10 protein-coding genes, 4 pseudogenes and 3 CRISPR repeat arrays are annotated in these 21833 nt (G+C 69.7%); of the genes and pseudogenes, 8 read left to right on the top strand and 6 right to left on the bottom strand.

Annotation, left to right across the window (positions count from 1 at the left end; genetic code table 11):
• Positions 1-766: 766 nt before the first annotated feature.
• From FRANEAN1_RS42040 to FRANEAN1_RS06740, 6 genes are read left to right on the top strand one after another with little or no spacing between them, the layout of a single operon-like run.
• Complete coding sequence (locus tag FRANEAN1_RS42040) at positions 767-1879, top strand: hypothetical protein (protein WP_198145466.1); 1113 nt, start codon at positions 767-769, stop codon at positions 1877-1879.
• Positions 1876-4335, top strand: a complete 2460-nt coding sequence (locus tag FRANEAN1_RS06760; protein WP_020458998.1) for an RAMP superfamily CRISPR-associated protein — start codon at positions 1876-1878, stop codon at positions 4333-4335. The genes FRANEAN1_RS42040 and FRANEAN1_RS06760 overlap by 4 nt, the downstream gene beginning before the upstream one ends.
• A gap of 41 nt (positions 4336-4376) precedes the next feature.
• On the top strand, positions 4377-6062 hold the full coding sequence (locus FRANEAN1_RS06755; protein WP_041253764.1) for an RAMP superfamily CRISPR-associated protein: 1686 nt from the start codon (positions 4377-4379) through the stop codon (positions 6060-6062).
• Complete coding sequence (gene csx19 / locus FRANEAN1_RS06750) at positions 6059-6772, top strand: CRISPR-associated protein Csx19 (RefSeq protein ID WP_020458996.1); 714 nt, start codon at positions 6059-6061, stop codon at positions 6770-6772. The genes FRANEAN1_RS06755 and csx19 overlap by 4 nt, the downstream gene beginning before the upstream one ends.
• Positions 6769-9105 carry a hypothetical protein gene (locus tag FRANEAN1_RS42035; protein WP_041253762.1) on the top strand — a complete coding sequence of 779 codons (2337 nt, stop codon included), beginning with the start codon at positions 6769-6771 and terminating at the stop codon, positions 9103-9105. Before csx19 ends, FRANEAN1_RS42035 begins: the two co-directional genes overlap by 4 nt.
• A complete protein-coding gene (locus FRANEAN1_RS06740) occupies positions 9102-9893 on the top strand; it encodes a hypothetical protein (protein WP_020458994.1) in 792 nt (263 codons plus the stop codon). Before FRANEAN1_RS42035 ends, FRANEAN1_RS06740 begins: the two co-directional genes overlap by 4 nt.
• Before the next feature lie 407 nt (positions 9894-10300).
• A CRISPR array of direct repeats spans positions 10301-10790; the repeat unit is 31 nt; unit sequence GGTCGCTGATCATCCCTGGAGGGATCGCAAC.
• Between the two features lie 23 nt (positions 10791-10813).
• A CRISPR array of direct repeats spans positions 10814-11769; the repeat unit is 30 nt; unit sequence GTCGCTGATCATCCCTGGAGGGATCGCAAC.
• A gap of 25 nt (positions 11770-11794) precedes the next feature.
• Positions 11795-12543: a CRISPR direct-repeat array (repeat unit 30 nt; unit sequence GTCGCTGATCATCCCTGGAGGGATCGCAAC).
• Positions 12544-12630: 87 nt separating this feature from the next.
• Here FRANEAN1_RS06740 and FRANEAN1_RS40290 read toward each other — a convergent pair.
• Together FRANEAN1_RS40290 and FRANEAN1_RS06735 are read right to left on the bottom strand one after the other, a co-directional pair.
• Positions 12631-12807: pseudogene (locus tag FRANEAN1_RS40290) on the bottom strand (CRISPR-associated endonuclease Cas1); the annotation flags it as partial.
• A gap of 64 nt (positions 12808-12871) precedes the next feature.
• Positions 12872-13351, bottom strand: a pseudogene (locus tag FRANEAN1_RS06735) (IS256 family transposase); the annotation flags it as partial.
• A 47-nt stretch (positions 13352-13398) separates the two neighbouring features.
• Between FRANEAN1_RS06735 and FRANEAN1_RS38210 the strand changes: the two are divergent.
• Positions 13399-14373, top strand: a pseudogene (locus tag FRANEAN1_RS38210) (ISAzo13 family transposase); the annotation flags it as partial.
• Between the two features lie 73 nt (positions 14374-14446).
• Here the strand turns inward: FRANEAN1_RS38210 and ltrA are convergent.
• Positions 14447-15733 (bottom strand): group II intron reverse transcriptase/maturase, encoded by a 1287-nt coding sequence (gene ltrA / locus FRANEAN1_RS06725; protein WP_347177008.1) that lies wholly within the window; start codon positions 15731-15733, stop codon positions 14447-14449.
• Positions 15734-16280: 547 nt separating this feature from the next.
• Here ltrA and FRANEAN1_RS38205 point away from each other — a divergent pair.
• On the top strand, positions 16281-17402 hold the full coding sequence (locus FRANEAN1_RS38205) for a hypothetical protein (protein ID WP_347177204.1): 1122 nt from the start codon (positions 16281-16283) through the stop codon (positions 17400-17402).
• Between the two features lie 9 nt (positions 17403-17411).
• Here FRANEAN1_RS38205 and FRANEAN1_RS06720 read toward each other — a convergent pair.
• The 3 genes and pseudogenes from FRANEAN1_RS06720 to FRANEAN1_RS06710 form a co-directional block, all read right to left on the bottom strand.
• Positions 17412-18188 (bottom strand): annotated as a pseudogene (locus FRANEAN1_RS06720) (IS256 family transposase); the annotation flags it as partial.
• A 198-nt stretch (positions 18189-18386) separates the two neighbouring features.
• Positions 18387-21194: a bacterial transcriptional activator domain-containing protein gene (locus tag FRANEAN1_RS06715; protein WP_347177007.1), complete on the bottom strand. Its 2808-nt coding sequence runs from the start codon at positions 21192-21194 to the stop codon at positions 18387-18389.
• Positions 21195-21302: 108 nt separating this feature from the next.
• Positions 21303-21707, bottom strand: coding sequence for a hypothetical protein (locus FRANEAN1_RS06710; RefSeq protein WP_157472403.1), 405 nt, complete (start codon positions 21705-21707; stop codon positions 21303-21305).
• Positions 21708-21833: the final 126 nt, after the last annotated feature.

Below are 21833 nucleotides of genomic sequence, written 5' to 3'. Positions count from 1 at the left end.
TGTAACGCCATACCGCCTGCTCAAGGTCGACTGAGGGTCCCGCAGATTCAGACCCGTCACCGGGTCATCGGGAGCGGCCCGGCGTTGGCGCCCCATCCGAGGACCGACCCGCGCTGCTGTACGCGGCGCTGAGGACCGGGACACAGGCCCGATGTAGGCACCCTGCTACTGTTTGCATCGATCTTGAGACGTTCGGATGTGGTGTCGGACTTGAGTGTCCGAGGTCATGGGCGGGGGCGCCGTGCGGCTTGTGTTGCTTACTTCGTCGGGTAACCAGGGTTACATCTTCGCGAGCAACCGGCTTCGGGAGGCTGTTGGGGCTTCCGAGCTGGTCAGGGCCGCGACCACGACGTGGGTCGAGGCGGCCTGTGCGGCGGTGACGGCGCAGCCGCCGGCTGGTAGTTGGGCCCGAGTGCTGCAGGCGTCGTCGGGTAGCACCCTCGTCCTCGCCGATGGCCCGGATGGTGGCGTGCAGGTCTCGGCGGATCTGGTGTGGCGAGTGACGTCTGCTGGGTTGGAAAGCGCGCCGGGGCTGAACCTTTTTGGCGCGAGCGTGGACATCACGGGTCCGCTCCCGAGCCAGCAGGACATCCGCCGGGTGTTCGCTGAGGCAAGCACTCGACAGGCTTCCCGTCCGTCCTCGACGGCACGGTTCGGTCGTCTCCCCATGGTCGCTTCGTGCGCGAGCACGGATCTGCCAGCGGCGGTGTGGCGGTCGGACGCACCTCCCGACCGGAATGGACGACCGCGTGCCGGGGACGAGCCGGTGCCCATGTCGGCGGAGGTGGCGGCGAAGCGGCGGATGCGGTCGGCGGCGGACCAGCGAATGCGTGCCCTCGTCGGCGCTACCGTCACATTGCTCGACATCGACGTGTTCTTTGAGCAGGTGGACTGGGTCGCCGTCGTACATGCCGACGGGAACGGGTTGGGCGGGTTGTTCCAGCGCGCGCCGGAGGTGCTGGGAGATGCGGCGATGGTCGCCGAGCTGAGCCGTCGGGTGCAGGCGGCAGCAGATGCGGCACTGCGGGCAGCGACGGCTCAGGTACCAGCCCGGCGGGCGCGAGGTGGTTCCGACAGGTCCGCGCTGGCTCTCGTCCCGCTGGTGGTCGGCGGTGACGACCTGACAGTTCTGGTGGACGGTTCGGCGGCGATACCGTTCGTCCAGAGCTATCTCGTCGAGTTCGGGAGAGCCACCCGTAACGACGAGCTGATCCGTCGGGTCAACGACGGGCGGGGACTGACGGCCGCGGCCGGCGTGGCGGTGGTGAAGCCGCATTTCCCGTTCTCCGCCGCCTATGGCTTGGCGGAGGATCTGTGCCGCAACGCGAAGGGCACTCTGGCGGATCTGCCCGTTGGTGTCCCGGCGCACGCCGTCGACCTGCACGTGCTGTTCGACAGCGTGGTGTCGTCGCTGGAGACGTTGCGCGGCAGGGTCGAACTGGCGACCGCGCCGGGTCTCGACGGTGCGCTGTCGTTGCACGAGCGGCCGTTTCTGCTCGCTGCCGCGGACGACGGCCCGTTGCCGGCCGACACCACATATCGCGATCTCGGCACGGTCCTGCGGCGAGCGGCGGCGGTCGCCGGGTGCGCGAACGGCCGTGGGGACGGCGCGGTCGTCACCCGCAGCCAGTTGCACGCCTTGCGTGAGGAGCTGACCGTTGACGTGGGTCGTGCCGAGCGGCGGTTCGCCGATCTGTGGCGGCGGGCCTCGGAGTCCGGTTCTCCTCAGGACCGCGGGGTGCTGGCCGAGCTGGCCGGCAGCCGCGGCGATCCGCCCGGTCTGGTCCGCCCCGTCAGCGTAGATCACCGGCGCTGGTCGACGCCGTTGTTCGACGCAATGGAGCTGGCCGACCTGACGGTCGGGGCGAAGACCCGGTGAGCGTCGACGACGACACCCGGCTGGTGGGCTCCCCCAGCCCGCCGGACGGGCCGCCGGCTGCGCTGACGGCCGAGTCGGAGCTCCAGATACGAACCCTGTCCGACTGGCACGTCGGATCCGGTGCGCGGATCCCGGGTCGGGTGAATGCCGCGGTCCGCCGTGATGACGACGGGCTGCCCTACCTGCCTGGGACAACGCTGACCGGTGTTCTTCGTGATGCCTGTCTGACCGTCGCGCGGGGCTTGGACGACGGAGCACGCGACGGGACGTGGGAGGCCTGGCACCAGGTGTTGTTCGGTGAACTGGCGACCGAGGGGAGGGGCCGGGCCGGACGGTGGCTGCGACCGGCCGCGCTCGGTGTCGGTGCCGGGCGGCTGTCCGCGGGCCTGCGCGCCCGACTGATCGACGATCCGGCGCTGCGGCGAGAGACGACCTTCGTCAAGCCGGGGGTCCGGATCGATCCGGAGACCGGCCGGGCCACCGACGACATGCTGCGCTTCGTGGAGATGGCCCGGGTCGGCCTGCCCCTCACCGCCGCCGTGCACATCGACCTGCCCGAGGCCCGGTCGATGGTGGACGACCGCAGCCCGGTTGACGAGATGTGGCGGGCCGTAACGGCGCTACTCGTGCTGGGTGCGGCCTGGTGCGAGCGGGTCGGAGGCGACCGTCGCCGAGGCGCGGGCTGGGTGGTGTTGCGCTGGGCGGGCCAGGATCCCGCCGTGTGGGCCGAGTGGCTGTCGCGGTCCGGATGGACGCCTGAGGAGCCGCCGGCCACCGAGCCGGCGGCAGCGTCGGTGATGTCGCCGCCCGTCCCGCCCGATCCGCCCGATCCGAGCCCGGAGGCGCGGGTGGCCTCGGGCTCGGATTCGGCTGCGGCGGAGCCCGTGCGGCTGGAGCTGCGACTGACCTGCGTGGCGCCGGTACGGGTGCCTCGGCAGGTCATCGGGAACATCACCCTGGGACATGATCACATCCCGGGAGCGGCGTTGCTGTCATGGCTGTCCGCTCGGTGGGGGGATCGTGTGGTGCGTGCCGCGGTGGCGTCCGATGACCTGCTCGTCCGCCATGCCTATCCGGAGATCGCGGGACGGCGGGGCCTGCCCGCGCCGCTGTGCCTGTTCCGGGTACGCCGTACTGGGGAGCTGGTGAACGCGGCCCGGGTGCAGCTGCCGGGCGAGCCTGCCCGGCAGGTCCGTGACCGGTGGACCGTGCCCGATCCCGTCGGTGACGGCGTCGTGCTCGTGGAAACGCCGCTTGGGGCGGCCACGCACAACGCGGTGTCCCGCTCCACGCAGCGGCCGGACTCGCCGGCCGGGCTGTACGCGGTTGAGGTGCTGCCCGCGGGCACCCGGCTGCGCACCGAGCTCGTCGTGTCCGGACGGGTCGTCGACCAACTGGCCGCGACGTTCGGTGCCCGCTGGTGGGAGCCGCTGCTCGGGCAGACCCGGATGGGTGCGCGCCGAAAAGGCGAGTACGGCCTGGTCCAGGTCGACACCGTCAGCCCGGAGGGCCCAACGGTCTGTGCGCCTGTGACTGGCCGGGTCTGCGCGGGCCCGCCGTCGCTCGGCGGCGAGTTCCAGGTGTGGGCGGCGGCCGACCTCGTCGTGTCCAGCCGCTCGTTGCGCCAGACTGGCGACCCTGAGGACGTCCGAGCCGCACTCACCACTCGGCTCGACGGCGGCGGGCTTCGACTCGGCTGGGCCGCGCAGGACGGGCGGCTCGCCTGCGTCACCCGGACCCGGAGACGCGACTCGTGGCAGGGCCGGTGGCAGCTTCCACGGGAGAGCATCGTCGGTCTCGCGGCGGGTTCGGTTCTGACCCTGCGCGTGGAGGACGGAGCGATCGATCCGGCCGCCTGGGCCGATCTCGCGGACCGAGGCCTCGGGGAGCGCCGCGCGGAAGGGTTCGGTGAAGTGGTCATCGACGCGCCGCTACTCGACCTCGCCCACCTGCGGGCGGCCGAGCCGGCCGCAGCCGCGGACGACAGAACCGGCGAGGACCGTTCCGGTGAGCAGTTGAGCGAGGCCGAACAGGCCGCGCTGCACCACCTGCGCGGAAGTGCCGTCGTCAGCGCCTGCCGGGCCCGGCTGATCGAGCTGCGGGAACAGCCCGATCCTCCCGCCGGGTACGCAGCACTGCGGCGCGGCCTGCGTGCGATGAGTCCGAGCCAGCGATCGACCTGGCTGACGCTGGCCAACGACGCCGTCCTGCGGGCCGCTGACACCCGACTTCGAGCCGAGTGCGCACGTTGGACGGCACGCGAGGATCGGGACCGCGACACACAACGCAGGCTCGCCGAGTGCACGCTCGGACTGCTGGACGGAGGGATCGAGGAGGTGGCCGGCAGCGGACCACTGGACGCGCAGCTTCGCCGAGAAGTGTTCGCGCTCCTGGTCGGGGATCTGATGGATGCGGCACGTCGCCCCGCCGCGGCCGACACCAGTGATCGCCCGTGACCGCGGCAGCGGCCACGCGGTCGGCTGCGGAAACGCCGGAAGTGAACGCCGGTGATCCGCCCAGTTCACCGACGGGTGTGCTCGGTGAGGTCGAGACCCGGATCGACTGGACACTCACGCTGCTGGCGGAGACGGCGGTCGCGGTCGGTGGCGCGTACGCCGGCGACACCACCGATCTGACGATCGCCCGCGACGGGCTGGGCCGGCCCTACATTCCGGGCACCTCGTGGGCTGGCGTGCTGCGGTCGGTGGCCGGCCGGGTCGGTCTGTCCCCCGCCGCGGTGCGGGCGGTGTTCGGTCATCAGGAGAACGGCCGGTCGGAGACCTCCGACGCAGGCTGGGCGAGCCTGGTGACGGTGCACGACACGGTGGTCACCGACACGGGGCTGGAGCTGCGTACCGGAGTCGGCATCGACCGGGTCACCGGAGCCGCCGCGGATCGGATCCGGTTCGACCGAGAGGTACTGCCGGCAGGAACCTCGGTGACGCTGCGGCTGCGCTACGAAGGACCGGCCGGCGCCGGTCCGGAGGCGGTGCGCACGCTGCTGGGCGCCGTACGTGCCGATGGCGTGGCGGTTGGCGGGTCCACCCGCCGTGGGCTGGGACGATTCCGCTGCCTGACAGTCACCGAGCGAACGGTGGACCTGCGTTCCAGAGCCGACCTGCTTGCCTGGTTCCAGGGCTCCGCCACGGAGTCGGAGATCCTGCCCCGACAGGTGGACACGTCGAGGTTGCACCTCGACGTGTCCTGGCGTCCGATCCGACCTGTGGTGGTCGCCACCGGCACCCCGGCGGACGGCGCGCACCTGGTGCCGGTCATGGCCCGGACCGCCACCGGCGACGGTCTGGTGCCGATACTGCCCGCCACGTCGGTCAAAGGGGTGCTGCGCTCCCTCGCGGAGCGGATTGCCCGCACGGTCCTCGCAGACGCCGCACCGGCCCCGTCCACAGCCACCGAAGACGATGACGTCGACGGCGATGCCAACGATGGCGGTGATGGGGCGCCTGCGGCGGACTTCGTGGGGACGATGGACGCGTTCGCCCTGCGGGTCCCGGCGATCGAAGCGCTGTTCGGCTCTCGGCGACGCGCCGGGGCGCTGTGGGTGGCGGACACAGCCGCGCAGGCGCCGATCATCGACCCTCAGGCCTGGGCCGACCACCTTGCAGGCCAGCCGTCCACCGCGGACGGCGACACCGCTGAACCCGATGGTGGACGTCCCGGCTGGGACCGGGTTCGCACGCATGTGGCCATCGACCGTTGGACCGGAGGCACGGCCGACCAACAGTTGTTCACGGTGCAGGAGCTGGCGGGAGTCCGCTGGCCCGCTCTGCGGCTGGAGGTGGACCTCCCAGCGCTACACCGGGCGCTGGCCCGGCCTGCCGCGGAGGATCGCGACGCTGCGGCAGGCGATGACGACGGGAGCCATCGTGACCGGGTGCGCGCCGCGTTGGTGCTCCTCGGGTGCGCGCTCGGCGTGCTGCTCGACGGGGACACCGGCTTCGGCCACGGCACCACCCGGGGGCTGGGTGAGGTCGAGGTGACCGGCCTGCGTGTGCGCATGCCCGCCGATGGGGACCTTCCCGGCTGCCCCGACCTGTCCGGAGCCAATCCCGACGAGCTCCGTGAGATGTGGTGGATGTGGCTGGATGACCTGGCCCCGCGACAGGGTTGGGTTCCCGCGCTGCGGCCCGTACCGGACGGCGCTGATGTGAGGACGGCCCCATGACGAGCGGCACCCTGCCCGACGGCACCGGGAGCAGCGGCACGGTGAGCATCGGCGCCCAGCCCGACAGCTCGGTGCGGCTTCTCGTCGCGCACGCCCCGACGTCCGTGACCGCGCAGGACGTCGTCGCTCTCGCCGGCCTGCTCGGGCAGCCCTGCGTCGGACTACTCAGCTCGCCGACCGCGCACACCGTCGTCCGCTGCCACGACGGCGCTGCCGCGGCACCGGACGGGCCGGCCGACCTGGACGGCGTGTTCGCGCTGCGGCTGTTCAGCCCGCTCGGGGAACTGCGCTGGCTGCAGACCGGCGGCGGCCGCGGCACCGCCGTCCTGCTGACCGAGACGCTGCCGCCGCCCGACGGCTGGCCCGCCCACGAGGAGGCGGTGGCCGCGGCGCTGGACGGCCGGTACGCCCTGTGGGGGCGCCGCTTCGTCGCCCATCCCGACACCGCCGGCTGGTTTCGTGCCCTGGAGGGACGGATCGGCTACCTCGACGTCCCCGCCCCCACACCGGCATCCGACCCGCTGCCAACGGGCAGCCAGGCGGGCCCGCCCACCGAGCCCGGTCTGTGGCCCGCCGCCTACCTGCAGCTGCGGACCCGGGAGTATCTCGGCCGCGATGACACGGGCAACGCCGAGGTCCGCGAGGAGCGCCTTCTCGAGATCACCGTCGCCGACCCCGAGTTCGGCCGCAGCGAGCGGACATCCACGTGAACTTTCACAACCCGTACAACTTCGTGCCGGCGCTGCGCCGCGACCAGGGGTTTCCAGCCGCGTTGTCGGATGGCCCGCCGCCAGGTCATGACCGCTGGTCGCGCGACCGGTGGAGTGGACGGATCCGGGTCACCGCGACCACGGTCAGCCCCTTGCTGATCGTGGAGGACCGGGACCGGCGCCCGTCCGCGGTTCCGCAGTTGCGGGTGCCGTTGGCGGCCGACCCGGCGGACCCCGCGCTGCGGCGGGTCGACATCGCGCCGACCCAGATCAAGGGCATGCTCCGCGCGGCCTTCGAAGCCGTCACGAACTCCCGCTTCGGAGTGGTCTCCCGCGCGCACCACCGGCCGTTGCACTACCGGACGTCGGCCAGCAGCGGCAGCGGGCTGCGGCCCGTGGTCGTCGCCCCCACGGCAACCGGGGTGGCCCTGCACGTCGGTGGCACTCTCACCGTGCCCGGGATGGATACCCTGCCCGGCGCGGTCCTCCCCGCCTGGAGTCACGACGCCGGCGACCACCAGCGCCCGCCGACCACCCTGCTCGCCGGCGCGGCACCCCACCGGCCGCCGCTCGCCAACGGTCAGCACGTCGCCGCCCTGGTCGAACAGGTCACGATTCAGGTTCCCGGACCGAACAGAACCACTCGTGCGATGGCACGCTGGCACGTCACCGACTGCCTGCCGCTCTCCCCCGGAGCCGACCTCGAAGAGGCCATCAGCCGCCTCACCGCCCACGGGCAGCGGCGCTGGGCCCAGGTGACCGGCTACCTGCACATCACCGGCCCGACCATCAAGGGCAAGCAGTACGAACGCCTGTTCATCGACACCTGCGTGCACGCGGACCCGACGGTCGCCTTCGACCCGCCGGTGACGATCGACGACAACGTCGACGCCCTGCTCACCGCCCTGCAGAACCTGATCGACGACCAGCGGGCGGCCCATCTCGTCGCCCGCAAGGACGAGATCTGGCAGCGCAGCGATGACACCAACGGCACCCACTCACCCTGGGACTACCTCGGGCCCGACCCGGGTGACACGGCGTGGGCACGCCACCTGTACGACACCGCCGATGCCACCAAGCATGGCCGGACGCCACCTGCCTGGACCGGCGTCGACCTCTCCCCGGCCCGTCCCGAGGAGCCGCGGACAGCGTCGCGTTTCACCTGCTGGGCCGAGTACGACGCGACCGGCGCACGGCTGCTCCGCCTACGCCCGGTAATGATCAGCCGCCAGGGCTACGAGAAAAGCCCCATCGATCTCCTCAACCCGGCCTGGCGACTGCGGCCGGCGACCAGCCTGGACGATCTCTCCCCGGCAGACCGTGTCTTCGGCTGGGTCGCCCCGACCAGTCGCGACGACGAGCCGGCCACCACCCGCGGGCAGTCGCGCCGCGCGCACCGCGGCCAGCTACGGGTGATCAACGTGCTCGGCCCGCCCGCCGACACGGTCGACGTGCAACCCACCGCGCTGGTCCTGCCGATCCTGTCGACGCCGAAACCGACGCAGGGACGGTTCTATCTCGGCAAGATCAAAGGAGCCGGCCCGGTCCAACCACTCGACCAGGGCACGACCCGCGCCCGTCACTTCGCCGACGGCCAGACCTGGCGGGGTCGCAAGGTCTACCTCTACCAGCGCCGCGATCTTCCGCAACGTCGCGCACCCAGCGGCGTGCGCTACCCCGACCAACCCAGAACACAGAGCAGCGAACTACACGAGTGGGTGCGGCCGGGTGTCACCTTCAGCTTCGAACTCGCCGTCGACAACCTCTCCGACGCCGAACTCGGCGCGCTGCTGTGGCTGCTCGACCCGCATCACCTGGGCCGGGCCAGCAATCCGGATGCCACGCGACCCGAACCCGCCCGACCGGGCCGAATGCGGCTGGGTCTCGGCAAGCCGCACGGGTTCGGCGTCGTCGAGGTACGCCTCGACCCCGACGCGACCCGCCTGGCGACCGGCGCTGACATCACGGAACGGTTCACCTCCCTGACCGATACCCGCCCGAACAACCCGGGCTGGGCCGGCCTCGCGCAGAAGTTCGAAGCCCTGGCCGGCCCGGTGCTCGAACCCGCCATCACCGCCGTTCGCGTCGCCGCCGCCGGGGTATCCGGCCCGGTGCACTATCCGCGGCAGAATGCCGAGGATGTCGACAAGGGCTACGAATGGTTCGTCGCGAACGAACGCGCCGCCGAAGCCCGGGCCAAGCACGACGCGAACACGGTGAGAAGCCGGCCGGCAGCAGGCAAGTCCCGCCCCCAGGAAGACCGCTCCCTACCGCTCCTGCACGGCCAGGACCGCCTCTCGCTGGACCCCATCGCGGAGAAGGACTACCGATGACCACCCCAGCCTCCCGGGGCGGATGGCGGCGCGCACTCGTCGCTCTCGGTACCAGTTACCGGGGGTCACAGGCCTATCTGCAGTCCGCCCTCGTCGCCCTTCTCCTCGCCCCGGTTCTCCCCGACATCCTCATCGACCTGACCGGCGTCGAAGGCAAGGCCACGGCTGGCGTCCGACTTGGCGGGGTCGCCCTCGTCGCCGCCGCCTGCGTCGCCGTGTTCGCGGTCCAGAACCGCCGACACCGCCGCGACCTGGCCCGCATCGGCACCCTCACCTCGAACGTCCAACCACACGACACCCTCATCATCGCGCTCAGCCTGCGCGCCGGGCCCCAGTACCAACCCCGAGCTTTGCGGACTGGTCGACTGCCTTCAATCCTGGAGATCCTCGTCGACCGGATCACTCCGAAGACCGTCATCCTGCTCAGATCACCCGACGTCCCGGACGACGCATGGACCCAGACCCGCGACGGCCTTACCAGCGACGGCCTGCAGACGGGTCTACTGGCCGTCCCCAACTGCGAAGATCCTGTTGACTTCGTCGCCTACGTGAACCGAGCGCTGTCCCGCGGTCCCAGCGGCGGGGCCGTTTACGACCTGACCTCCGTGGCGGTCGACGTCACCGGCGGCACGAAGCTGATGTCTCTGGCCATGGCACGTCTGGCCGCGGAACTCGACGCCTCCTGCGTGTACGTCACCAAAGCGTTCCGCGACGCCGACACCATCGAACCCGGCACCCAGATTCCTTACCAGTTCGACCCCCGCCAAATCGTGAACGCGGGACCGTAAGAATACGCAATCTCAGCCCGCACCCGTGCGCGACGACGCGCTGGCCGACCCGTTCGCGGGATCCGGGGCCCGCCACGCCCGGGACGTTTCTGCGGTCGCTGACCTGGGACGACGTGCGCCAACTCCAGAAGGTCAACCGGCTGCTGCTGGCCGAGCTCGCCGCCACAGTCCGGGCACTCGACGGGGCCGACACGATGGCGTTCGTCAACCTGGACTCCTGCCGGCGCCAGGTAGGAGTTCGGCCCCGCCAAGCAGGACGCCGCGTTCGGTTACACCAAAATCGCCAGCAAGTCCGTTGTCGTGTCGATCAAGGCCCTGACCTGCGGCGTTGCACTACCGCCGGACCGCCGCAGAACGGGCCCACAACCGAGACCGATCATGCCTTCCGACCTGCGCCTTTACACTCGGGTCGCTGATCATCCCTGGAGGGATCGCAACAGGCGCTCGGCCAGGAGCCGCGCGACAGTCGGCGGTCGCTGATCATCCCTGGAGGGATCGCAACCCATCCCCGTCGTGCAGGTCGGTCGCTGCGCCTGGTCGCTGATCATCCCTGGAGGGATCGCAACATAAACCCCGCCCCCCAATTCCCCGGCTACCTCCATGCGTCGCTGATCATCCCTGGAGGGATCGCAACCCGGGGCCGGGAACGCGGTCATCGGCCGGCCGCCGGGGTCGCTGATCATCCCTGGAGGGATCGCAACCCACGTCGAGGAACGGTGCTCCGAGTGGCACTCTGAGTCGCTGATCATCCCTGGAGGGATCGCAACGCCCGCCGGCGCCGGTAGTGCCATCCCCGTCGGCTGGTCGCTGATCATCCCTGGAGGGATCGCAACAGCGGTGACCAGGTCCCGCCCATCGCCGCCTCGGGTCGCTGATCATTCGCAACGCCCGGCACAGCTCCCCCTGGTGCGGGTTGTGGTGTCGCTGATCATCCCTGGAGGGATCGCAACCCGGTCGGATTCATGAAACCGGCCAGCGCGGCCGCCGGGTCGCTGATCATCCCTGGAGGGATCGCAACGCGAGGGGGCGGGGGTCTCCGCCCGCCAGGGCGTCCGTCGCTGATCATCCCTGGAGGGATCGCAACGTCGACCGGAAGTTCAGGTGCTGGCGGGCGTCCTCGAGTCGCTGATCATCCCTGGAGGGATCGCAACTTCGGGATCCACGTGTCGGTGCGCACCAGGCCCGCGTCGCTGATCATCCCTGGAGGGATCGCAACCCCAGAAGCGGGGTGCCGTCGGGGAAGTGGATCTGCCGTCGCTGATCATCCCTGGAGGGATCGCAACGGTCGACCGTGTTCGACAGCGTCAACATGCTGGACAGTCGCTGATCATCCCTGGAGGGATCGCAACACGGGCCCATGCGCGGCAGCGCCGACCACGCCACCCTGTCGCTGATCATCCCTGGAGGGATCGCAACTGAACCCGTCCGGCTCGGCCACGTCCATGCCCGACGTCGCTGATCATCCCTGGAGGGATCGCAACTGGCCCAGGGCGCCGCCGGCCGGCGGCGGCGGCGAGGTCGCTGATCATCCCTGGAGGGATCGCAACAGCTGCGGGGGCCGTGCTCCCAGGGCAGGTCGTCGGGTCGCCGATCATCCCTGGAGGGATCGCAACGTCGCCGGCGTCTCGCCGAGCTCGCCCTGGACCAGGTCGCCGATCATCCCTGGAGGGATCGCAACTACATGCTCGACGCCAACTTCGGCAACTCGATGCCGTGTCGCTGATCATCCCTGGAGGGATCGCAACCGGCTTCCAGCATGAGCTCGACTACATCCGGCACGAGTCGCTGATCATCCCTGGAGGGATCGCAACAGGCCCTGCATGACGGCCATGAAGACGTTCGCGGGGTCGCTGATCATCCCTGCAACCCGCAGGGGCGGCAGCGTTCCGCGAGTGGGCCACGTCGCTGATCATCCCTGGAGGGATCGCAACAGCTCAGGGCCGTGGAACAGGCGTGTGACGATTCGTCGCTGATCATCCCTGGAGGGATCGCAACAGGTGTAGACCCGCATGTCATCCTCGGTGCGGTCTTGTCGCTGATCATCCCTGGAGGGATCGCAACGGCGTCGGCTGGTGGAGGACGCCCGGGTGGCCGCGTCGCTGATCATCCCTGGAGGGATCGCAACACCAACTCACGTCGGGCTGCGTCGCCCGTGTCCTCGTCGCTGATCATCCCTGGAGGGATCGCAACCTCGCCCGTTCGACCGCGACGCACCTCAGCTCACGTCGCTGATCATCCCTGGAGGGATCGCAACATGGCGTCCAGGACGTGGTCGACGTCGGGCCGGCCTAGCCGCTGATCATCCCTGGAGGGATCGCAACTACATCCTGAGCCGTGGCCTGCGGGCGCGTGCGTCCCGTCGCTGATCATCCCTGGAGGGATCGCAACGGAGACGACCCTCCGTCAGGTCGCCGCGATCTGGGTCGCTGATCATCCCTGGAGGGATCGCAACCCGCCCACTGCCCGCCGCAGCACCCGCAGGTCTGCAGTCGCTGATCATCCCTGGAGGGATCGCAACGCCCGCCAGTGCTCCCAGTAGGAGCCGACCGGGCCGAGTCGCTGATCATCCCTGGAGGGATCGCAACCCGTGCCCGCCGCCGGTGGGCGCGCGACCAGGGTTGTCGCTGATCACCCCTGGGGGGATCGCAACGGTCGGGGATGATGGGTGGCGCGAGGATCGCGTCGAATCACTGATGAAGCGCGGGCTGACCCTAACGGTGGCGGTACAGAAGACCGACCATGGGTCGAGTCCAGCGGTTTCAGCAGCGGCAGCTACCGCCTCGTTGGCGAGTCGTGTGTACCCGTAGGAAAGCATCGCGTTGATCGGGTCGGATGGTGGACGGCGGCGCCGAGCTTTGAAGTCCCGAACCGAAACAAGCGTCCGGGCAAGGTCAGTGAAGTAGGCACCCGAGCCGGCGCTTGGTCATGCCCAGGGTGGTGGTGTACGGAGCGTGATGCCGCGTGATCCTGGTTGAAGGTTATGCGGTCAGAGCTTCGGGTGTCACGCCGATCTCAGGTGTGTCGGATTTCTTGTTCGTGGCGTCGACTTTCGCGAGGATTTCGAGGCCGAAGTAGCGGTGGGTCTCGATCCACTCGTCGTGTTGTTCCGCGAGGACCGCGCCGACGAGACGTATGATGGCGTCACGGTCGGGGAAGATACCGACGACGTCGGTACGGCGGCGGATTTCCTTGTTCAGTCGTTCCTGCGGGTTCGACGACCAGATCTGCCGCCAGACCTCCCGCGGGTAGGTCGTGAACGCGAGTAGGTCGGCTTTTGCGCCGGAGAGATGGTCGGCGGCCTTCGGGAGTTTCTCGGAGAGGGCTTCGACGACCCGGTCGAACTGCCCGCCGACCTCATTGGCGTCGGCCTGGTCGAAGACAGTTCTCACGAGCGTGGCGACCCACGGCTGCGATGATTTTGGTGTCATCGTGAGCAAGTCCCGAAGGTAATGGGCCTGTGCAGGAACAACCTGGTGGTTCGACCTGTCTGGTTCGATGTCGTGCTATGGCGATCATGGGGGATGTTCTGGACCAGCTGTCTCGTCGGTTCGCGGTGGTGCTGCCGCACCTCGACGAGCGGCAGCGGCGACTGGTGCTGGCAACCGAAGCCCGGCTGCTGGGGCATGGCGGTATCCGCGCGGTGGCCCGAGTCGCCGGTGTCAGCGAGACCACGGTCCGCGTCGGCGTATTCGAGCTCGAAGCGGGCGGGGAACCCCTGCCCGATCGACGAGTCCGCCGGCCAGGTGGGGGCCGTAAACGCATCGAGGACACCGACCCGGCCGTGGTGACAGCGCTCCTCGCACTCGTCGAGCCGGACGAGCGAGGTGATCCGACCTCACCGCTGCGGTGGACCACGAAGTCGCTACGACACCTCGCCGAACAGCTCACCCGCCAAGGGCACCCGGTATCGCCGTCGACAGTCCGCCGGCTCTTGCAGGCGGCTGGTTTCAGCCTGCAGGCGAACTCCAAAACCCTGGAAGGAAAGCAGCACCCCGACCGGGACGCCCAGTTCCGCTACCTGAACAACCAGGTCATGGAACATCAGAAAGTCGGCGAGCCGGTCATCAGCGTGGACGCGAAAAAGAAGGAGATGCTCGGCCAGCTCCCGAACCCGGGCCGTGAATGGCGACCGAAAGGCGACCCTGTCCAGGTCGAGGATCACAGCTTCTTCACCGGCCCGCAGGGCGACACCGCCATCCCCTACGGCGTCTACGACCTGACCACCGACGCCGGCTGGGTCAACGTCGGGGTCGACCACGACACCTCAGCGTTCGCGGTGGCCTCGATCCGCCGCTGGTGGCAGGCCCGCGGCCAGGCCGACTACCCCCAGGCCACCCGGCTGCTGGTCACCGCGGACGCGGGCGGGTCGAATAGCTACCGCTTTCGAGCTTGGAAAGCCGAACTCGCCGCGCTCGCCGCCGACACCGGCCTGACGATCACCGTGTGTCATTTTCCGCCCGGCACGTCGAAATGGAGTCGCGGTAGGGACCGCCCTTGCGGGCGGCCCCCCGCACAGATCCCAGCGTGCGGGACTACCGCACTGGGCTCCTGCCTCAGGTTCTGGCTGCGAAGCGTCTCTCCGGGAAGGGATGCATCACTCGGACTGGGGGTAGCCATCGAGCCGCGATCCGCCCCATCCGTTGCCAGTTCATCCGGTCACGTTGGCTGCGGCGCCGCAGCGCCTTGCACCAGTGCCGTGTCACCTGGGTACGGAAGGCCGACATCGTGTCGGTGTTGCCGGGCACGGCGTAGTAGGCCATATGCCCACGTAGCACGCTCGCCAACCAGCGTCCCTGATCCGGGATGGGCGTATGCCGGCGACGCTTCAGCTGCTCATTGACCGCCTTCAGCTTCGCCCGCATGCGTTTCGCGATCGTGATGCGCTTGAGCCAGAACGTCCCCCTCCGGGATGTCGCACAGATGTGCGTGAACCCCAGAAAGTCGAACGTCTCCGGCTTGCCCAGACCCCGCCGCTTCCGATCCCGGGCGGCGTACCGCCCGAACTCGATCAGCCGCGTCTTATCCGGGTGCAGTTCCAACCCGAACTTCGCGAACCGTTCGCGCAGCTCGTCCAGGAACCGCCGCGCATCCTCCTCGTATTCGAACCCGACGATGAAGTCGTCGGCCCAGCGCACGACAATGACATCTCCGCGCGCGTGGCGACGCCGCCACCAGTCGACCCACAGGTCGAGGACATAGTGCAAGTAGACGTTCGCCAGCAGCGGGGACACTGACGCCCCTTGTGGCGAACCTTCCTCACACGCTGTCCACTCCCCATCCTCGACGACCCCCGCGGCCAACCACTTGTCGATCAGCCGCAGGACCCGCTTGTCCGCGATCCGGTGCTCCAGAAACCTCCGCAGCCAGGAATGATCAATCTGGCCGAAAAAGTCGCGGATGTCCGCGTCGAGCACCCAGTTCACCCGCTTCCTCCAGATCCCGACCGCGAGGGCGTCCAACGCGTCATGCGGACCCCGCCCCGGCCGGAACCCATACGAGAAGCCCCGGAAGTCCACCTCGTAGACGGCGCCCAGCACCTCGACAACCGCCCGCTGAACAATCTTGTCCTCCAGCGAGGCGATCCCGAGCGGCCGAAGCCGCCCGTCCGCCTTCGGTATGTACGCCCGCCTCGACGGTGTCGCCCGGTAACATCCCGACTGCACCCGCACGTGCAGATCCTGCAGATTGGCCTCCAGGTCCTGCCCGTAGTCGGTCCACGTCACCCCGTCCACCCCAGCAGCCGCTTTCGGGCTGATCGCCCGATACGCCTCCCGGAGCCGACCCAGCGTGACATGGTGCAGCAGCGCGGTGAACCGCGCGTTCCTGTCCCGTCGTGCCACTTCACGCACACGGCCCAGCGCACTGGACGCATCAGTTCCGGCGCTGTGTCCGGGATGCGTTTTACTGTCCGTGTTCCCCTTGGCTCGTCCCCTTCCCTCCCCCACCTCCGCAGCTGTGGCCTTGTTCGGCGGGTTCGCAGGTACTACAAGACGATCCGACTTCCCACGCTCGTGCATCTCAGGCGTACCACCTTATGTTCCCTGAACGGCCCACCCGGTGATCGGCCGGGCGGGCGAGCGTGGGATCTCCCGGTTCTCGCGCATGGAGGTTCCGTACATGCCCTGGTTCTTTGACCGCGCAGGGTCCACCGACGACTCGCGATAGCGCCGCCAGTAGTGTGGCCTTCCGCCTCTTGTACAGCGTGGGCACCCCGGATGCTTCATTTCGCGGCTCCATAGCCCGGCCTGCACGTGCCCCTGTCAACGCTTCGCCACGCCCTCGCGGGACGTCGACGCATGACTCGGGGTCGCCGTGGGTCGCTAGCCCTTCGACGCAGAGCTCTTCCATCTCCTCCTCCATGCCGGTTTATCCCGGCGCTTTCACAAAATCGAACATCGATTGTTCTCCCAGATCACCATGAACTGGCGAGGCAGGCCACTGACCAGCCACGAAGTCGTCGTGAACACCATCGCGGCGACCCGAACCCGCAGCGGACTACGTGTCGAAGCGCACCTGGACACCAGGGACTATCCGATCGGCGTCGCCGTCAGCAAAGCCCGCATCGATGCCCTACCGATCGAACACCACACGATGCACAGAACATGGAACTACACAATCCACCCCACACACACCGACGGCACGGCCCCACCCGCCGTTAACGCCGCGACCGGTTCAGACCGGGCAGCGACCCTGACGCTGCTGGCCCACCCGCGCCTGACCGGCATGAGCATCACCGAGTTGGACGCACTCGCAGAACAGCTGGCGCCGGAACAGGCGGCCCGCCGGGAGCAGCGCCGCTACCAGGGACGCGGCGGACCACGTCGCCACGCCCCCGGCGCCCACGGCAGAACCCTGCTCTCGCCCCGCGACCGGGTCCTGATCACCGTCGTTCACCTGCGCCAGGTCTGCTCTCAACGGCTCCTGGCGGACATGCTGGAAGTCGCAGCGCGGACGATCGGTCAGGCGGTCACCGACGTCCGGCATCTCCTGCACGAGCAGAACATCACGATCACGCCGACAACCCTGCGGTTCACCTGCGCCGAGCAGGTCACTGCCTACGCGCGCACCGGACAGTACGACGACGGCCGCCCGTCGCTGCCCTGGACGCTGTCCGACCCCGCGCTGACCGGCATGAGCCGCGCCGACCTCGCCGCACTCATCGACCAGGTATCGGTCCGCCAAGCAGCCGCCGTGGAACGACGCCGCCACCAGCAACGCGGCCGCCAGCGCCTCCCCGGAACCCGCGGCGGTGTCTTCCCGCAGAAGATCACCAGCGGGGAACGTGTCCTGGCCGCGATCCTTCACCACCGCAAAGTCGCCACCGGCCGAGTCCTGGCCGAGCTGTTCGGCGTCAGTCACCGCACCATCGGCACCGCCTTCCTCGAAGTCCGCCCCATCCTCGAAGAAGACGACATCCACCTGCCACGAGCACCCGTCAAGTACCGCTCCGCCGAACAGCTCCTCGCGTCTGTCCTGCCGGCAGACGAGGCCGCCACGCCGACGGGTTAATTCTGCACAGGCCCAATGAGTCCGACATCTCTGCCACGACGCACCGGGCAGTGTGGAGCCGATCGCGTTGACCAGTCCCCGGTGGGCATCGGAGGTCACCAGCCGCACCCCGGACAGGCCTCGGGCGACCAGGCCGCGGAAGAACGCCAGCCAGCCGGCACCGTCCTCGCTGCTCACAACGTCGAGGCCGAGGATCTCCCGGTGCCCGTCACCGTTGACCCCCACGGCAAGCAGGCAGTGCACGTTGATCACACGGCCGTCCTCACGGACCTTCATCGTCAACGCGTCCGCCTGGACGAACCGGTACGGACCGGCGTCCAACGGCCGGGACCGGAACGCCTCGACCTGGGTGTCGAGATGCTTCGCCAGTACCGATACCTGCGATTTCGAGATATGCGCGACCCCGAGTTGTTCAACGAGTTTGTCGACCCGCCTGGTCGACACCCCCAGCAGATAGGAGGTGGCGACCACCGAGATCAGTGCCTGCTCGGCACGCCGGCGCCGGGTCAGCAGCCATTCCGGAAAATACGATCCCTGCCGCAGCTTCGGCACCGCCAGCTCGATCGTCCCGGCACGGGTGTCCCACTCCCGCGCCCGATACCCGTTCCGCCGGTTCACCCGCTCGGGGGAAATCTCCCCATATTCCGCGTTGCAGATCCCGTCCACCTCGGCGCCCATCAACGCCTCCGCGAACGCCTTCACCATCGAGCCCAACAGATCCGGACTCGCCGTCATCAGCTCCTTGCTGAACGAGTCCACATCCGTCACAGTCTGGCGCGCGGCCATCGCGTCTCCTCATCGAGTTGCTTCGCACGTTTCTCGAAAAGGATCACGCGGTGGTCGCTCTACGTCACGGACCGCCACTCCGGCGAGTCGCTCGACGATCACGATCCGTACACCACGTCAGTGGACTCCACTCGGCGCTTTCGGCACCCCCACCCGAGTCCAGAGGTCTTTCGTTGAGTCCGCTGAGTGTTCGCCGGTTCAGCCGGATCCGGCTGTGCGGCGGCGGGTGAGCTTGTAGTGGAGGGCTTCGAGGTCGCGGTCGGTTTCGCCGTCCCAGAGGGGTTCGGCCTTTTCGGCGCGGAGGTAGGAGCGGTATTCGGCTTTGACCGCGTCGGGGTCGCCGGCGGCGGCGTGGGCGCGCATTCGCAGCGCGAACAGGGTGGTGTGGGCCGGGAGGATTTCCATGCCTCGGGCGGTGGTCGCCAGTACGCCGGCGGTGTCGCCGGCGGCGAGCTGGTGTTCGGCGAGCAGGATCGCGGCGTTGACTGGGGCGGTGGTCAGGATCGAGCCCATCTGGGCATCCAGCCACGGATAGCCGACGGGCACACCTCTGACCAGCTTGAGGGCCTCCTGCAGCGTGGCGATCGCCGTCTCGTGGTGATCACGCTGGTCGATGGCGTGGCGCAGGAGGGCTTGGAGAATGTCCAGGTCGGAGACCACCCGGGGGTCGAGGGTGAGGGGGCCGCGGTCATATCGGGGCACCCAGTTCTTCGCATCCTCACCGACGAGGTTGATGAGCAGGCGCCGTGCCCGGGCAAGCACGTTCGCCAGGGTTTTGGATTTTGCTCCCCGCGGCCAGAGCGCGGATTCCAGATCGGTGCGGGTGCCGTGCCGGTGGGTGACCAGCCAGGCGAGGACCTCGTTGGTGCGTTCGCGGGTCTCGGCCCGCGGCGGGGTGCGGCCGTCGCGGGTGGTGATGTCGATGGGGCCGAGCAGGCGCACCATCACCTCCCAGGGCGGCGAGACGAACACCGCAGGAGTCTCGGCGGGCGGATCTGGTGGAGGCAGGTCGATGGGAGGTGCCTCCGCGTCCGCGATGAAGGCGGCGACGGCGGCTTCGTCGGTGTCGGTGAGCCCGACCGGGGTCAGGAGCACGCCGAGGGGGTCCAGGCGCGATCCGCGGCCGGCCGGGTCGGGGCGCAGCATCCACGCGGTAAGGATGTCGGGCTGGGCCGGTAGGACGACGGCCAGCCCCCGCCGGCCATGGCCTGCCGCGGCGGCAAGGTCGGCCGCTTCGGTACGGCCGGCGTCGGTGTCCAGGTGAGTGGCGAGGAGGGCGATGGTCGGGTCGAATTCCTCGCCCGGCTCGGCGATCCGGGCGTTGAGCGTGCTGGGGTAGCCCCGCTCCCGCAGGACGGTGTCGATGGCGGCGGCCTCGGCGCGAGCGTCGTCCGTCAGCTCGGTGACGTCCTTGGCTGCCTGGACTCGTTCCTCTGCGGCGAAGGCATGCGGGTCGAGGCCGACGGTGCGCACGGTGGTGAGATCGGCCCAAGGGGAGGCGACGATCGCGGCAAGGATCGCCCGGCAGAAGTCGGCCAGCCGGTTGGGGTCTGTCGGGCTCGTGGCGATGCCGAGGGTGCCGAGGGCTTCGAGGTCGGCGTACAGGGCCGCGCCCGCGGCGGTCGTGCCGAGTTGTACCAGCGCCGGGCAAGGTGGCGGGATGTCCGCAGCGGCAGTGAGCGCCGCGGTGGCGGGCAGGGTCCAGATCCGCGGATCGGGCCCGGCATCCCATGGCGGTGGCAGGGTCTGTGCGCCGTCGGGATGAAGGAGAACCTCGATGCTCTGGTCCGGTTGGACGAGCAGGATCTGGGGGCTCGGCCCGTCGGGTTGATCACGGTGAGCCGCGCCGATGCTGCGTAGGGCGGCGTCGAGTCGGTCGAGGAGATCCGGGTCGTCCGCGTCCAGCAGAGCCGCGTGCAGGGCGGCTGTGGCCGGATCCGGGTCGGGGATCTCCTGCGCCGGGGTGACGGTGCTGTCGCGGCGGCGTCGACGCGCGGCCCACAGGCCGACGAGGGTGGTGGCGAGGAGACCGGCGCCACCGATCCACGTGCTGAGGGGCACCTCTGGTTCGTCCCCGGGAGGAACAGCGGGAACGTCGTGGGGCACAGTGACGGGCGGCGATGCTGACGCCCTCGGGCTCGCTGGGCTCGCCGGGCTGGCAGGCGCGGGAGTGGGTGCAGGAGGAGCAGGCGCAGGGGCAGGAGCGGGCGGTGAGATGGGCTGCGGGGCCGTATAGGTCCCGCCAGGCAGCTGCCCCGTGGAAAGCTGCGGTAGCCGCAGTTCCATACCCGGGTTGATCAGGTCGGGCCGATCCAGGGCGCGGCCGAGCGAGTCGGTGGTGCCGCGGTTGGTCTCGAAGACCTCCGCGACGGCCGGCGGGAAGGCGTCTGGTTCCAGGTCGTCGTACTCGCCGCCGACGATGCCCCACAGAGTCTCGCCGGGTGCCACGACGTGCCGACGCCAGGTGGTCCCGCCTGGATCGGTTCCTTCGGTCGGCATCCCGTTCGCCGGTAGCGCGTTGCCTGCCGAGGTGCTGGGCGCCGGTCCCCCCATGGGCTCAGCGGCGTTCGCCGCGATGGTCTGAACGCTCCCCGCGGCCGGGTGGGAGGCCGGTAGGTCGAGGGACACGGCGACCATTGCGGAACGTCCAGCCAGGAGGCTGAACAGGATCGACAGGGAGGCGATCCAGCTGCCCGCGAGGTGCTGGACCACACCGGGAAGCAGCACGGTACGGGTGGCGGACGCACCGCGCTGGAACTGGGCGGCGATCTCGCGGAGGAGGGCGAGCGCGACCTGCCCCCAGGCGATCCAGATCAGGACCGCGACCGTGTTGGGCACGATGTCGGGGTGCAGGTAGCCGCGGCGGGCGAGGGTCAGCCACCGGGCTGGTTCCCAGGTGGAGGGCAGCGGGACGTCCCGCCACATCCACAGCACCAGCGGGATCATCGAGAACGCTGTCAGCGCGGCGAGCGCGAGCACCGCTCGGCCGACGACACGTACCGCCAACCACGCGGGGCCGGCCCGCAAGGCTCGACGGGTGCACCGCGGTGGGATGAGATCGTGGCGACCGGTCGGCCGGTGACCTCGCATCACATCGAACCTCACGATCGTCCGTCAGGGTCCGGCCGTGGCGGTCGCGGACCGGGTCTGGGTGATGTCCGCCCCGGAAGCGCTGGAAAGTATGGGAATCCGGAAGGCGACGTGCTGGGTCAACGTGACGGTCACCGTCGCCTCGGTGGCCGTCACGCGGATGTCGGTGACGTCGTGGGCGGCCAGATAGGCGTGCACGGCTGACGTCGCGGCGCGCGGGTCGACCTGGACCGCCCCGGCCGCGAGCGCGGTGGGGTCAAGCTGCTGCGCGCCGACTCGCGCGGCGCTTCCGGCGAGGTCGAAGGCCTGTCCATTGGCGTGCAGGACGCGCGCCTGGTCACTCAGCAGGGCAGCGAACAGCAACGAGGCGCCGAACAGCACGACGCAGAGAAAGAGGCTGATCGAGCCTTCGTCCGCCCCGGGGGCCACCGGAGGCGAAGCAGCCCGCCTGCCGGCAGCCGGCCAGCGGTTAGCGGCCACCACTGGACGGCTCAGCCAGACCGAACGTGACCGGGCCGGTGACCTCGTCGACGCGACCGCCTCAGAGCGGCGACG

This window comes from Parafrankia sp. EAN1pec (genome assembly GCF_000018005.1).
Lineage (GTDB): Bacteria > Actinomycetota > Actinomycetes > Frankiales > Frankiaceae > Parafrankia > Parafrankia soli.
The sequence above is the reverse complement of the archived record's forward strand: the minus strand, read 5'-3'. Positions and strand labels throughout refer to the sequence as shown.